The organism is Flavobacterium fluviatile (genome assembly GCF_010645065.1).
GTDB classification, from domain to species: domain Bacteria; phylum Bacteroidota; class Bacteroidia; order Flavobacteriales; family Flavobacteriaceae; genus Flavobacterium; species Flavobacterium fluviatile.
The window spans coordinates 59,219-74,165 of the sequence record NZ_JAADZW010000008.1 but is presented as its reverse complement, the minus strand read 5'-3'; the positions used below and the strand labels follow the sequence as shown (position 1 = coordinate 74,165).

At 34.3% G+C, this 14,947-nt stretch carries 14 protein-coding genes; 11 read left to right on the top strand and 3 right to left on the bottom strand.

The window, feature by feature from the left end; all coding sequences use genetic code 11:
• Positions 1-4 precede the first annotated feature (4 nt).
• Genes GXM17_RS10565 through GXM17_RS10535 form a run of 7 tightly spaced genes read left to right on the top strand, consistent with a single transcriptional unit; the run spans position 5 to position 8,426 of the window.
• A complete protein-coding gene (locus tag GXM17_RS10565) occupies positions 5-940 on the top strand; it encodes an alpha/beta hydrolase (RefSeq protein ID WP_163399303.1) in 936 nt (311 codons plus the stop codon).
• A gap of 60 nt (positions 941-1,000) precedes the next feature.
• Positions 1,001-2,215, top strand: a complete 1,215-nt coding sequence (locus tag GXM17_RS10560) for a glycoside hydrolase family 88/105 protein (RefSeq protein ID WP_163399302.1) — start codon at positions 1,001-1,003, stop codon at positions 2,213-2,215.
• A 28-nt stretch (positions 2,216-2,243) separates the two neighbouring features.
• Positions 2,244-3,476, top strand: a complete 1,233-nt coding sequence (locus tag GXM17_RS10555; RefSeq protein WP_163399301.1) for a glycoside hydrolase family 88/105 protein — start codon at positions 2,244-2,246, stop codon at positions 3,474-3,476.
• An 18-nt stretch (positions 3,477-3,494) separates the two neighbouring features.
• On the top strand, positions 3,495-5,126 hold the full coding sequence (locus tag GXM17_RS10550) for a glycoside hydrolase family 43 protein (RefSeq protein WP_163399300.1): 1,632 nt from the start codon (positions 3,495-3,497) through the stop codon (positions 5,124-5,126).
• A 38-nt stretch (positions 5,127-5,164) separates the two neighbouring features.
• Entirely contained in the window at positions 5,165-6,265 is a 1,101-nt protein-coding gene (pelA, locus tag GXM17_RS10545; RefSeq protein ID WP_163399299.1) for a pectate lyase, read from the top strand.
• A 49-nt stretch (positions 6,266-6,314) separates the two neighbouring features.
• On the top strand, positions 6,315-7,664 hold the full coding sequence (locus tag GXM17_RS10540) for a glycoside hydrolase family 28 protein (RefSeq protein WP_163399298.1): 1,350 nt from the start codon (positions 6,315-6,317) through the stop codon (positions 7,662-7,664).
• An 18-nt stretch (positions 7,665-7,682) separates the two neighbouring features.
• Positions 7,683-8,426: a rhamnogalacturonan acetylesterase gene (locus tag GXM17_RS10535; RefSeq protein WP_163399297.1), complete on the top strand. Its 744-nt coding sequence runs from the start codon at positions 7,683-7,685 to the stop codon at positions 8,424-8,426.
• Positions 8,427-8,526: 100 nt separating this feature from the next.
• Here the strand turns inward: GXM17_RS10535 and GXM17_RS10530 are convergent, their stop codons facing one another.
• Complete coding sequence (locus GXM17_RS10530; RefSeq protein ID WP_163399296.1) at positions 8,527-9,468, bottom strand: LysR substrate-binding domain-containing protein; 942 nt, start codon at positions 9,466-9,468, stop codon at positions 8,527-8,529.
• Positions 9,469-9,575: 107 nt separating this feature from the next.
• On the opposite strand from GXM17_RS10530, the gene GXM17_RS10525 reads away from it, so the two are divergent.
• The 4 genes from GXM17_RS10525 (at position 9,576) to can (ending at position 12,928) form a co-directional block, all read left to right on the top strand.
• The gene (locus GXM17_RS10525) at positions 9,576-10,055 is read left to right on the top strand and encodes a Dps family protein (RefSeq protein ID WP_163399295.1); all 480 of its coding nucleotides are present in this window, start codon (positions 9,576-9,578) and stop codon (positions 10,053-10,055) included.
• A 135-nt stretch (positions 10,056-10,190) separates the two neighbouring features.
• Positions 10,191-10,475: a hypothetical protein gene (locus GXM17_RS10520; RefSeq protein WP_163399294.1), complete on the top strand. Its 285-nt coding sequence runs from the start codon at positions 10,191-10,193 to the stop codon at positions 10,473-10,475.
• Positions 10,476-10,544: 69 nt separating this feature from the next.
• Positions 10,545-12,194 carry a SulP family inorganic anion transporter gene (locus GXM17_RS10515; protein ID WP_163399293.1) on the top strand — a complete coding sequence of 550 codons (1,650 nt, stop codon included), beginning with the start codon at positions 10,545-10,547 and terminating at the stop codon, positions 12,192-12,194.
• A 95-nt stretch (positions 12,195-12,289) separates the two neighbouring features.
• On the top strand, positions 12,290-12,928 hold the full coding sequence (gene can / locus GXM17_RS10510) for a carbonate dehydratase (protein WP_163399292.1): 639 nt from the start codon (positions 12,290-12,292) through the stop codon (positions 12,926-12,928).
• A 31-nt stretch (positions 12,929-12,959) separates the two neighbouring features.
• Here can and GXM17_RS10505 read toward each other — a convergent pair whose 3' ends face one another.
• Complete coding sequence (locus GXM17_RS10505) at positions 12,960-14,162, bottom strand: LETM1-related biofilm-associated protein (protein ID WP_163399291.1); 1,203 nt, start codon at positions 14,160-14,162, stop codon at positions 12,960-12,962.
• A gap of 117 nt (positions 14,163-14,279) precedes the next feature.
• Complete coding sequence (locus GXM17_RS10500; RefSeq protein WP_163399290.1) at positions 14,280-14,807, bottom strand: superoxide dismutase family protein; 528 nt, start codon at positions 14,805-14,807, stop codon at positions 14,280-14,282.
• Between the last annotated feature and the right edge of the window lie 140 nt (positions 14,808-14,947).

Below are 14,947 nucleotides of genomic sequence, written 5' to 3'. Positions count from 1 at the left end.
ATTTATGAAAAAGATCTTTTTATCCGGATTGCTTTTTTTATCAAATACTATTTGCGCACAAAGCACTTATAGTATTGATTCTTCGTACACTATAACAAGTACCTATACTAAACTGATAAAAAAATATCCTTTTATAAAAGTTGCAGAAGAAGTAAAAAAGAAAAATGTCGCAGAAATTAGTGATGTTGTTTACCAGGATAAAAATAGAGCCTTACATTTAGATGCCTGTTTTATTGCCGTAAAAAAAAGAAACCCTGCTGTAGTCATGATTCATGGCGGAGGCTGGAGATCAGGTAATAAGAGTCAGATGAAAGCAATGGCACAGGAAATTGCCTCAAAAGGGTATTCTTGTTTTGCAATAGAATACAGATTGTCGCTTGAAGCTAAATATCCTGAAGGGATTTATGATGTTAAAAATGCAATTAAGTTTATAAAAGATAATGCAGGAAAATTCAATGTAGATCCAGACAAAATTGCTGTTTTAGGATGCTCTTCGGGAGGTCAAATGGCTGCTTTGATTGGTACTACAAATGGAAATTCATCTTTTGATGATACTTTGAATAAAAGTAAATCTTCATCAAAAGTAAATGCAATTATTAATATAGACGGCGTTTTAGCTTTTAAACATCCTGAATCGTCAGAGGGTGAAATGGCTGCTTTTTGGTTAAAAGGAACTTCGGCAGAGAATCCTGAAAACTGGAAAAATGCTTCAGCTTTAACTCATACAGGCAAATACACACCGCCAATATTATTTATAAATAGCAGTGTTCCCCGATTTCACGCAGGAAGAGACGACATGATTGCAATATTAACTCAAAATCATATTTATAGTGAGGTGCACACAATTAACGATTCTCCTCATTCCTTTTGGTTTTTCAATCCGTGGTTTAGTGAAACAGTTGTTTATACAGTTAACTTTTTAGATAAAATTTTTAAATAAACTACGTTGCAACCAAGAAGTAATTCGAATATTTATTCTCAAATTAAAATCTGAAAAAACATGATATTTTTTCTAAAAATTGATTTCTGTAAAAAGATACTGGTTCTGCTACTGCTTTGTTATGGTAAAACAATTGCACAGAATAGGGAGCAAAGTCAGGCTGTTATTTCTGATGAATTAAAATGGTCAGAAAGAATGGCACTGTCCATAATTAAAAGACATCCTGAAGCATGGAGAATTGATAATCACGAAGCTCCAAAATGGGATTATAAAATTGGTATGATTTTGACTGCCTATCAGAAGTTGTATAATAAGACAAACAATCCAAAATATTATGATTACGTAAAAGGATATGCGGATGTGTTTATTGATGAAGCAGGTACGATTAAAAAATTTGATCCTCAAAATCATAGTCTTGATAATATAAACGCAGGAAAAATACTTTTTGACTTATACTATAAAACAAAAGAAGAAAAGTACCTGACTGCATTAAAAACACTAAGAAATAATTTTGACGACTACCCAAGAACCCCATCTGGCGGATTTTGGCATAAAAAAATCTATCCTAACCAAATGTGGCTTGACGGATTGTATATGGGAGAACCTTTCTACGCAAGATATACCGCTGAATTTGAGGGTGGAGAGAAATTAAATGATGTTGCCCATCAATTCGAACTTCTTCATAAGTATACATTTGATAAAAAAACAGATTTGTATTTTCATGCATGGGATGAAAGCAAACAAATGGCATGGGCTAATAAAGAAACGGGAACGGCTCCTCACATTTGGTTGAGAGCACTTGGATGGTATGGAATGGCTTTAGTCGATGCGTTGGATTATTTTCCGGAAGAACATCCAAAGCGAAATGAATTGATTGTATATTTGAATGAATTAGCAATTGCGGTGAGTAAGTATCAGGATAAATCCGGGTTATGGTATCAGATTCCGAATTTGCAGAAGCAAAAAGGAAACTATCTAGAATCTTCAGGTTCATCAATGCTGGTGTATGCTCTTGCTAAAGGAGTACACAAAGGCTATTTGCCTGCAAAATATGAAAAAGTTGCCAATAAAGGCTTTGATGGATTAATAAAGAATATTATTAAAGTAGATAAAGATGGTGAAGTCCATATTACTCAGGTATGTGGAAGCGCAGGATTAGCAGGGCATCCTTATAGAGATGGTTCATTTGAATATTATATGAGCGAAAAAATCGTAACCGACAATTCTCATGGATTAGGAGCTTTTTTGCTGGCAGCAATAGAATTAGATAAATAAATTTCAATTAAGTCAAAAATAAATTACTATGTCAAATAAAACACTAAACAGTTTAAAAGTCGCAACACTTTTTGTTTCATTCGCATTTTTTAGTTGTAAAACCGCTTCTCCCGAACCTGCAAAAACTGCTGATTCGCAAAATCAGACTATAATTTCAAAAGACCTAAAGTGGTCTGATAAAATGGCGTTAACATTAATGAAGCGCCATCCTGAATCCTGGCAGATTGATGATGCAAAAGCCCCAAAATGGGACTATGTACATGGTCTTGTTTTGTATGCATTTCAGGAATTGAATAAAACAAATCCTGATGTAAGGTATTCTGCTTATATACAAGGATATTTAGATACATTGATTCAAAATGACGGTAACATCAAAACATATGAAATAGAAAAACACAATATCGATATGATTGTTGCCGGGCGTTTGCTATTTAATGCTTATGAGAAAACAAAAGAAGATAAATATTTAAAAGCAATGCAATTACTGCGTCAGCAGTTAACAGAGCAGCCTAGAACGCAATCCGGGGGGTTTTGGCACAAGAGAATCTACCCGAACCAAATGTGGTTAGACGGTTTGTATATGGGAGAACCTTTCTATGCTCAATATACAGTTACTTTTGAAGATGGAAAAAATCTTGATGATGTTGCGCATCAATTCGAACAAATTCAATTGCATGCAACAGACCCGGCAACAGGCTTATTGTATCACGGTTGGGATGAAAGCAAACAAATGCCATGGGCTAATAAAGAGACCGGAAATTCACCAAACTTCTGGTCAAGAGCTCTTGGCTGGTATGTAATGGCTCTTGTTGATGCGTTAGATTATTTCCCTAAGGATCATCCAAAACAAAAAGAGCTGGTTGGCTATTTGAATAATGTTTCGGAAAGTTTAGCGAAATTTCAGGATAAATCGGGTTTATGGTATCAGGTGACAGATAAAATGGGTAAAGAAGGAAATTATCTTGAAGCTTCAGGTTCGTCAATGTTTGCTTATGCATTTGCAAAAGGGGTTAATAAAGGTTATCTGCCTTCAAAATTCAAAAAACTGGCAAACAAAGCTTTTGACGGATTAACTACTCAATTAATGAAAGTTGATGCTGACGGAACTATTACCCTTACTCAGGCGTGTCAGGTAGCAGGACTTGGAGGAAATCCTTACAGAGACGGTTCTTATGAATATTATGTAAATGAAAAAAAGAAAGACAATGATCCTAAGGCGACAGGACCATTTATATTAGCTGCATTGGAATTAAACAGATAAAAGCAGAATACCTTTCAAATGAAATTTATAAAAATTACATCTCTTTTTCTTTCCCTTGCAGCAATACAAACCTTAACAGCACAGGAAAATAGCGAAAACAATTATTCGAATGTATGGGTTGCAGATCAGGGAAACGGAACTTATAAAAACCCTGTTTTATACGCAGATTATTCAGATCCTGATGCAATCAGAGTGGGTGATGACTATTATATGACAGCTTCATCATTTAATTGTATTCCTGGTTTGCCTGTTCTTCATTCAAAAGATTTGGTGAACTGGAAATTAATTGGACATGCGCTTTCAAAACAAAAACCTTTAGATGTGTACAATAAAGTTCAGCACGGAAACGGTGTATGGGCTCCATGTATTCGTTTTCATAAGAATGAATTTTATATTTATTATCCTGATCCCGATTTTGGAATTTATGTGGTCAAAGCCAAAAAAGCAGAAGGTCCCTGGTCTGAACCGGTTATGGTAAAAGAAGGAAAAGGGCTGATCGACCCAACGCCATTATGGGATGAGAATGGTAAGGCATATCTGGGTTATGCTTTTGCAGGCAGCCGCGCAGGAGTAAAAAGTGTGTTGATGGTTTGTTCGATGAATCCGGATGGTTTATCTGCAAATAATGATGATGTTATGGTGATCGACGGACATTTGGATGAAGCTACTATTGAAGGTCCTAAATTCTACAAACGTAACGGTTATTATTATATTTTTGCTCCGGCTGGAGGAGTAGCGACTGGCTGGCAAACGGTTATGAGATCCAAAAATGTTTTTGGTCCTTATGAAAAAAGAAAAGTAATGGATCAGGGAAAAACTCCTGTAAACGGCCCTCATCAGGGAGCCTGGATTCAGACCCAAACTGGTGAAGACTGGTTTATTCATTTTCAGGATCAATTTGCTTACGGAAGGGTTGTTCATTTGCAGCCTATGAAATGGAAGAACGACTGGCCGGTAATTGGAATCGACGAAGATCAAAACGGTACAGGTGAGCCTGTTATGGTGTATAAAAAACCGAATGTGGGTAAAAAAATATTTCCTGTTGCAACACCGCCTGAAAGTGATGAATTTAATAGTCCTAAGCTTGGGCTGCAATGGCAGTGGCATGCAAATCCGCAGATAACATGGGGACTTCCTACGTCAATGGGGTATTATAATTTAAATTGTATTCCTGTTCCTAAAGAGTATAATAACCTGTTTGATGTTCCCAATTTGCTTTTGCAAAAATTACCTGCAAATGAATTTACTGCTACGACAAAAATTACGTTCAATTCCAGATTCGATGGAGAATATATGGGCTTGGTCATTATGGGCTTGGATTATAGTTTTTTATGTCTGAAACAGGAGGAAGGAAAATTATTTCTTTCTCAAAAAACTGCTTTAAAGGCTGATAAAAAAGGAATTGAGTCCGAAAGTAACCGAATTGCAATAAAGGACAGAACACTATATCTGCAGGTAAAAGTGAAAGCGGGAGGAATCTGTAATTTCTTCTATAGTGAAGACGGACAAAAATTCAATCCTGTAGGTGGAAGTTTTACGGCGAGAGAAGGAAAATGGATTGGCGCTAAAATAGGATTCCTTGCACTTAGGGAAGGAATTATAAATGATGCAGGAAGCGTCGGGATAGACTGGTTTAGAATAAATAAATAACTAAATACTGAATAAAACTAAATTAACAAACTAAATTAATGAATCAACTTAAAAAAACCGCTTTACTATTTTTAATTACAAGTAGCTTTTGTGTAAATGCTCAGGAAAAAGCCAAAAAATGGCCCGATTTAATTGTAAAAAGTTACTCTGCCTGGTTCGGTTCTGAAGAAGGAAAAAAAATAGGTGAAAATGTCTTGCTTTACCAAAGAGATATCGGGGGCTGGCCTAAAAATATTCCGATGCTGAATGAATTGACAGAAGAAGAGAAAGCAAAACTATTAGCGCTAAAAACTTCAGGAAAAGATTGTACAATTGACAACAGGGCTACGACGCAGGAAATACTTTTTGTATCTAAAATGTATACGCAGACAAAAGATGAAAGATATAAGGATTCATTTTTAAGAGCTATTGATTATTTGCTTTCTGCACAATATCCTAATGGTGGCTGGCCTCAATACTTTCCATTAAAAAAAGGATACTATACACATATCACTTACAATGATAATTCTATGGTTGATGTTTTGAATGTATTGAGAGAAGTAGCAAATAAAACAGAATATTACAGTGTAAAACCTGCGCAGGAAACTGTGGATAAAGCTAAAATTGCTTTTGAAAAAGGAATTGATTGTATCTTAAAAACCCAATACAAACAAAACGGTGTCTTAACTGTGTGGTGTGCGCAACATGATGAAGTTACGTTTGCACCTGCTAATGCCAGAGCTTATGAACTAGCTTCATTGAGCGGAAAAGAATCTGCAAAAATAGTGCTGTTATTGATGTCAATTGACAACCCTTCACCGGAAATTAAAACAGCCGTTAAAAGTGCTTACGACTGGTTTGAAAAGACAAAAATCACCAATCTGAAAGAGGAGCGTATTTATGATGAAAATGGAAAAGTTATTGGTAAAAAAATGTATCCAATGGAAGATGTAGCTCCAATTTGGCCAAGGTTTTCTGAGCTTGATACGAATGAACCTTTCTTTTGTGACCGTGACGGAATTAAAAAGAAATTTATAACTGACATTAGCGAGGAAAGAAGAAATGGTTATTCATGGTATTCTAATGAGCCCAAAGAAGTCCTAAAAAAATATAAAAAATGGGCAAAAAAAAATAGTTTAGAAAAAACAGATTCAGAGTAATCTATTTTTCTTAGTGTAAATCAGGATCTGACCTGTAAACATATAAATCATGAATATTAGACTTCTCTTCTTTGTACTCTTTTCAGTAGTGGCTTTTGCTCAGGAAAATGATTTTCCGACAGCGAAAGTAAATTCAATTATCAATGACATTCAGTTACCAAAAATCACTTCGTATCAGATTAATGTAGCTAAATTAGGTGCAAAAGGGGATTCAGTTTCAAACAGTAAGCCTTTTTTCGATAAGGCGATGGCGTTGTGCAAAAAGAATAACGGTGGTACTATTGTGGTTCCAAAAGGAGTTTATTTTTTAAAAGGGCCAATTCATTTTGTCAGCAATGTAAATTTGAAGATTGAAAAAGGGGCAAAAATTAAATTCAGTGATACCCCGGAAGATTATTTGCCAATGGTACTAACCAGCTGGGAAGGAACAATGCTCTACAACTACAGCCCCTTAATTTATGCCTATGATTGTACAAATATTGCCTTAACCGGTGAGGGAACTATTGACGGTGAAGGAGGCAAAACCTGGAAAAGTTTCAAAGCACAAGAAGGGAAAGGCAAAGAGCTGAGCCGCGAAATGAATCATAATGGAGTTTCCCTAAAAGACAGAAAATTTGGAACAGGCTACTTTTTGCGTCCGCAAATGATCCAGTTTTTTAACTGTAAAAACATTTTGGTCGAAAATATTCGTATTGAAAATTCTCCTTTTTGGTGTTTGCATTTATTAAAATCAGAAAGTATAACTATTAGAGGAATAAGCTATAAATCATTAAATTACAATAATGATGGTATAGATCCTGAATATGCAAAAAACGTTTTGATTGAGAACGTGACTTTTAACAATGGTGATGATAATGTAGCCATAAAAGCAGGAAGAGATCATGAAGGAAGAGCGAATGCGGCTACTCCAAGTGAAAATATTATTATTAGAAACTGCAATTTCAAAGGGCTTCATGGAGTAGTTATCGGTAGCGAAATGTCTGCAGGTGTAAAAAATGTATTTGTTGAAAACTGCAAAACTGTTGGTTATCTAAAAAGAGGCATTTATCTCAAAACCAATGCAGACAGAGGCGGTTTTATAAAAAATATTTTTGTTCGAAATATTCAATTAGATGAAGTAGAAGATTGTCTTTACATCACGGCCAATTACCACGGTGAAGGAAAAGGATACCAGTCTGAAATTTCAAATGTGTCTTTTTCAGATATATCTTGCAACAAAGCATCTGCTTCGGGAATCGTCATCCAGGGTTTTGCGGATAAAAAAATCAAAAACATCTCTTTAAATAATATCGAAATTAAAAGGGCTAAAAATGCCATATCAAGTACAAATGCTGAGAATGTATTGATGAATGAAGTTTTCATCGGAGAAAAAGCTACAGTTCCTTCAGCGGCAAAATAGTTTAGTAAATAATAAAAAATGAAATATTATATTTTAATCTTGTGGCTTATTTCAGCTACTTGTTTTGGACAAAAAACCACAGTTTATACCATTGGAGATTCAACAATGGCGAACAAAAAAGACCCTGATAAAAATCCGGAACATGGCTGGGCACAGGTATTACAATCATTTTTTAAAGATGATATCGTTATCGATAACAGAGCTCTAAACGGAAGAAGTACCAGAAGTTTCATCGCTGAAAAGCAATGGGATGCGGTATATAACAAGCTTAAAAAAGGCGATTATGTTTTTATTGAGTTTGGACATAATGACCAGAAAAATATGGATTCCCTGCGTTATACCAATCCGCATACTGCCTACAGACATAATTTAATCCGTTTTGTAACAGAAAGCCGTGCAAAAGGAGCAATTCCAATTTTACTGACTTCAATTGCAAGAAGAAATTTCAATGAAAAAGGTGTGTTAATTGGTACTCACGGAGATTATCCTTTAGAAACAAGACTGGTTGCACAAGAATACAAAGTTCCGTTTATAGATTTAGAATATTATACAGAACTATTGGAACAGTCTTACGGTCCTGAGAAATCGAAACAACTTCATTTGCATTTTAAAGAAGGAGAAAATTCTTTTTATAAAGAGGCAAAAGCTGATGACACACATCTTTCATTAAAAGGTGCAACAGAAATCGCACAAATAGTGGTTAATCAAATAAAGCTTTTGGAAGACCCTTCTGTTGCAAAACTTAAGAAAGGAATTAAATAAGCTAATCTATCTTCTGTTAAAAGCAAAAAAACGTATCCGGAATATCTTTTTGGATACGTTTTTTTAGTTTAAAAAAAATCTACAGATGTTTAATACCTGATTATTTTTTTTGTAAAGGGCTTATGATCTGAACATTCTGAAAAACTATTGCCCCTTTTACCACACCTGCAATAGTGCTTCTTAAAGCGTCAATAATCTGCATTTTGAGTTCACTTTTCGGATAAATTAAGCTCACCTCTCGGGCTGGTTTTGGCTCTTTGAAGTTGCGAAGTTTTAATTTGTCTGAATCTTTTAAATCCATAGTGTGCAGATACGGAAGCAGTGTTGTACCTAAGCCTTCGTCTGCTAATTTTATGAGCGTTTCGAAGCTACCGCTCTGAATCTGAAAATTGTTTTGGTCAATATCAGTTCCGTTTTTGCATAAATTCAGGATACCATCTCTAAAACAATGTCCATCCTGCAAAAGCAGAATTTCATTGATATTTAAATCAGAAACTTCAATTTCTTCTTTTTGAAAACTCGAATGATGTTCAGGAATGTAGGCTACAAAAGGTTCAAAGTACAACACAATTTCCTTGATTTTTTCGTCCTCAAGTGGGGTTGCAGCAATAGCAGCGTCCAAATGGCCGTTTTTTAATTTTACAATAATCTCATCTGTATTTAATTCTTCAATTAAAAGCTTCACTTTAGGATATTTCTTTATGAAATTATTTAAAAACATCGGTAAAAGCGTAGGCATGATGGTTGGAATTATTCCAAGACGAAACTCGCCTCCGATAAATCCTTTTTGCTGTTCCACAATATCCTGAATTCGGTTTGCTTCATTTACTATATTTTTAGCCTGATTTACAATTTTATGACCAATATCTGTAAGCTGGATGGGTTTTTTGCTTCTGTCGAAAATTAAAATATTAAGTTCTTCTTCAATTTTCTGTATCTGCATACTTAACGTTGGCTGAGTAACGAAACATTTTTCTGCTGCTAATGTGAAATTTTTATGTTCAGCTACTGCCAAAACATATTGCAATTGAGTAATTGTCATTTGATAGTATTTTGTGATGCAAAAATAAGAAAATATAATTTTTAGCTATCTTTTTTTCGGATAAGTTGTTTTAAATTTGTAAAAAACATACTATAAAATGGAATAATATGAAGACAAATATTTTAGGATTACCAGTTAAAGAATCAGAATTACTAGTGAAAGAGCTTAATGTTTTATTAGCCAACTTCCAGGTTTATTATCAGAATCTAAGAGGAATTCACTGGAATATCCGGGGAAAGCGATTCTTTGATTTGCATGTTAAATTTGAAGAATTATATACAGATTCTCAATTAAAGATTGATATGATAGCAGAAAGGGTTTTGACAATTGGAGGAACGCCATTACACACTTTTGAAGATTATATTAAAAATAATAAACTTACGATTGGAAAGAATATTTCAAATGATGAGAAAGCAGTTCAGTTAATTGTAAATTCATTATCCGATTTGTTAAAAATTGAAAGAGATATTCTTAATCAGTCAGCTGAAATCAATGATGAAGGTACCAATTCTATGATGAGTGACTTCATTTCAGAACAGGAAAAAACAATCTGGATGATGAATGCGTGGCTGGAAAAAGAAATGTAAAACACTAAAAAGTTAGTTGTTTAAAAGGCTGGATAACCGATAATGGTTATTCAGCTTTTTTGTAAATGTTAAAATTCTATAAAATTTTTCCCATTAAGACTTTGAATTTACAGGTTTAAGAGTATTTTTGTTTATATGAAACAATTGGCTCGTATATTATTATTTATATTTATCGCCTTTTTAGCTACACCAACTGTTGTTGCGGTAATTAAGAAGAGTAATAATACGGCTATAAACCTAAATATTGCAGAAGAGGAGAAATCTCATAAAGAGGTTAAAATTGCGGTTTATACAGATGCTTTTGTTCATGAGTTTCTTTTATCAGTTTCTACAGAGTCAAAAATCATATTATCCGGTAATATTGTTAAACTGGATAATATTTCTCCAAGCATTTTCGCACCACCGCCCAACCTGGTTTAATACTTCCGGTTCAGACTAAACTGTATTCATGCGGATGCAGTAAATTTAACGTATCAATTTTTTAGTATTATGTCAAAAAAAATTAATCTTTTTGCCAACCTCAAGTCTGATTTTGCTTCAGGTTTAGTGGTTTTCCTGGTGGCTCTTCCATTGTGTTTAGGTATTGCAATGGCTTCAGGTGCTCCGTTGTTTTCCGGAATTATTGCAGGTGTTATTGGAGGTATTGTGATAGGTTCTTTGAGCCAGTCACATATTAGCGTATCGGGTCCCGCAGCTGGTTTAACAGCAATTGTTTTAACCGCTATAACTGATTTTGGGGCTTTCGACGTGTTTTTAATGTCTGTTTTTATTGCCGGATTAATTCAGTTAGCATTAGGATTTTTAAAAGCAGGAAGTATTTCAAATTATTTTCCAACAAATGTCATAGAAGGGATGTTGGCGGGTATTGGTATTATTATAGTCCTGAAACAAATACCTCATGCTTTTGGTTATGATGCAGATTATGAGGGGGATCAGGCTTTTATTCAAAATGATGGGAGCAACTCTTTCTCCTTTTTATTTGATGTGGTTAATCATATTCAGTTAGGAGCTGTCGTAATTTCATTAGTGTCGCTGGTTGTACTGATTTCATGGGATAGAGTTCCTTTTTTAAAGAGATTAAAATTGATTCCGGGAGCTCTTGTAGCCGTTGTACTCGGAATAATTTTAAACGAAATTTTTATTTCCACAGGAAGTTCATTAGCTATTGGAAAAGAACATTTGGTTTCATTACCGGTCCCAAAATCTTTTGAAGATTTTAAGTCTATTCTGATTACTCCAAATTTTGCAGCGGTTTCTAATCCACAGGTTTGGGTAGTAGGAGTTACAATTGCAATTGTTGCCTCAATCGAAACATTGTTATGTATTGAAGCAACAGACAGAATGGACGTCCAGAAACGTTATACCGATACCAACGTCGAGTTAAGAGCTCAGGGAGTAGGTAATCTGGTAAGCTCTCTTATTGGAGGTTTGCCAATGACATCAGTAGTGGTTAGATCGTCTGCAAATAATAATGCGGGTGCAAAATCTAAAATGTCTGCTATTATTCATGGAGTACTTTTATTAATCAGTGTATTGTCAATTCCGGCAATATTGAATAAAATTCCTTTGGCTACATTGGCTACGGTTTTGATTTTAGTGGGATATAAACTGGCTAAACCTGCAGCATTTATACATTTTTGGAAAAAAGGAAAATATCAGTTCATTCCTTTTATTGCCACTTTAGTCTTTGTTGTAGCTACAGATTTACTTAAAGGTGTAGCATTAGGAATCATCATTAGTATTATTTTCGTATTGCGAGGAAACTTAAAAAGAGCTTATATCTTTAAAAAAGAAGAATATGAAGATGGCGACATCATCCACATCGATTTGGCTCAGGAAGTTTCATTTTTGAATAAAGCAGCTATAAAACAGACGTTGAATGATATTCCTGAAAATTCAAAAGTAATTATAAATGCCCATGATACTGAATATATTGCACACGATGTCCTCGATCTGATTCGCGAATTTAAAGAAACACGCGCTATTGATGAAAATATCAAAGTAAAACTGAAAGGTTTCAAAGAAGCGTATGAGTTAGAAAATACACCTGATAATAATAACCATGTTTCTATCGAGCATTATTATGATGTGGCTAAAAGAGTTTTAGTTAAAAAAGAAGAAGTCAAAGAAGATTTTTAAAACAAATTAAATCAATAAAAGTATTTCTATGACTTGAGAAGTATCAAAATTTAGATAACTTTACATGGAAATGCCATTCAAAAAAAATTAAAAAAATGAAAGAATTTTATAAGCAGTTATTAGAAAACAATAAAAAGTGGGTTGAAACTTCATTAGCAAAAGACCCTAACTATTTTGCTGATTTGGCAAAAGGACAACAGCCACCATTATTATGGATTGGATGTTCTGACAGTCGTGTTCCGGCAAACGAAATCGTTGGCGCAAAACCAGGAGAAGTCTTTGTACACAGAAACATTGCTAATATGGTTGTTCACTCTGATATGAATATGTTAAGCGTTCTGGATTATGCAGTGAATGTTTTGAAAATAAAACATATTATTGTTTGTGGACACTACGGATGTGGTGGTGTAAAAGCAGCAATGGGTAACCAGTCTGTAGGGATTATTGATAACTGGCTGCGTCATATTAAAGATGAGTACCGCCTACATGATAAATATCTGAATTCTATTGAGGATGAAGATGCACGTTTTAATGCATTTGTCGAAATCAATGCTAAAGAGCAGGTATATAACTTAGCTAAAACTTCAATCGTTCAGGGAGCCTGGAAAAGTGGTCAGGACTTAATGCTTCACGGCTGGGTTTACGGATTAAATTCAGGTTTTGTAACAGATTTAAATGTAACCATCAGTTCAAATTCAGAACTGGATCAGGTTTACCAGTTCAATAATTTATAAAAACAAAAATCGCCTCAAAAGGGCGATTTTTTTATTCATTTTCGTCAAGATTTTCATTGAAAGCTGACGGTAACATCGTTGGTATGAACTTTATTAAAATTGGCAATAGCAGACTCCCTCCAGGAAGTAAAAAGATCGTAAGAGACGGAATAGTTTTGCAAATATCCAAAAGCTGTTTTTTTACTTTTTTCTTTTCTTTGGCGTCCAGATCCCTTGTCGTAGAATAAGCTAAAAGCACCATTAATTCTTTGCTTTGGACAATTTCCTTAACCAATCTGTTTTTGTTTCTAATAATCAGTTGTACAACCATGTGGGTCATCTGATCATAGAAATGTTTTACCGGATTTGAATAATTGAAATACGGTATTTTATTTTTATGCGTTGTTATAAAGGTGTTTGTGGTTGTAATACTACTAGTTACAAATTCATCCGGGACATTCATCATGGAACCTAACGAATATAAAAAGTAGGCTTCTTCATTTTCAACAATACCGTCACTCCATAAAGCCATTCCGGCCATGTCGATCAAATAATATTGCTCGAGTTTGTTTTTGAAATAATCTAGATTTAAGGTTTCTAAAGTTTCAACGGTAACTTTTGAGAATTTCGAATATCGTATAGAAGCTTCAAAAAGTTTAATCAATAAATCATCATGCTGAGATTTTATGGTTTTAGTTTTTAACGCCAAACCAACTATTCCCAAAACAGTTTCTTCAATTCTTTTAAGATATTTTTCAGGAATTTCTCCTTGTTCCAAATATTTTCTAAACGCAAGGACATCAATAAACAACAGCGCATTGGTTACCAAATGTGAGAAGTTTTTGCTAATGATGCTGTCATTGGTTTGTACCCTTTGATCAATTATATTTTCCAGCGAAAGCGAAGGAGTATCTTTTGGAAGCAGTATTTTAAATAAATTGAATCCTTCGGGACTCATTTCTTTATAAAATTTTAAAACCTCTGTCAGAAAATTAGCTGGTTCAGAATTCTTCTTTTCCAGACAGAAAACATTGTATAAGGTATTTAATAAGGCTGTTTTTGAAATCTCGGTTTTAAACCAGCCTTTTATCTGAATTGGAATTTGTGTATTAATGGAAATGATATGACCGTAAATAAAACCGGTTTCCCTTACTTTATAGTAAAACGAGTCAGCTGTTTCAAAAGGAATTGCTTCTGAAAATTTTTGTTCACTAAAAAACTTATCTATCCAGCCTGGTGCCGATGGGTTAATCATTAACTTTAATTTGAGAGTACAAAGCTATATCTTTTTCTTATGGAAAGATTATTTTTTAAATGAAATAACCACTAAATTTTGTGAAAATAGTGGTTATTGAGATTTTATGTTTTTTGATTATTTGATAATTCCGGCACAAGCAACACGTCCTCCCGCATCTCCTGTAGGCTGAGTAGTGAAATCGTCAGCTCCCTGATGAACAATCAATCCCTTTCCTAAGATATTTTTGGTTTCGTCATCACCTCCAATAGCCCATTCGTCTGTTGTCAGGGTAATAGTTCCGTTGCCATTTGCATCTGCTGTAAAATTCCCTATATCACCTTTGTGGTATTCTCCAGTTCCCCATTTTCCATGTTTTTTGAAGGTTGGGTTCCAGTGACCTCCGGCAGAACTTCCGTCAGCAGCAGAACAATCTGATTTTTCATGGATATGTATAGCGTGAACTCCTGGCTGTAAACCGGCTATTTTTGCTGTAAAAGTGACTTTACCGTTTTTCTCTGTAAAAGTTGCTGTTCCGGTAACTGTGCTATTGCTTTTTGGCTCTAAAGTCACTGTTAAATTTTTTGCATCGTTTGATTTGGTACTTGTCTTACAACCAATTATTAACGCTGCAATTATTGCGAAAGAAACAATTATTTTTTTCATAAGTGAGGCATTTAAATTAAAATTCAAGTAAATTTAACTTAAAACCTATGAAATTCGTTAACTGTTTACGTTAAAAAAATCTAAAACTATTTGTTTTAATTTAATTCACTTTAGAAGGTGAACTCGAAAATAATCTTTAA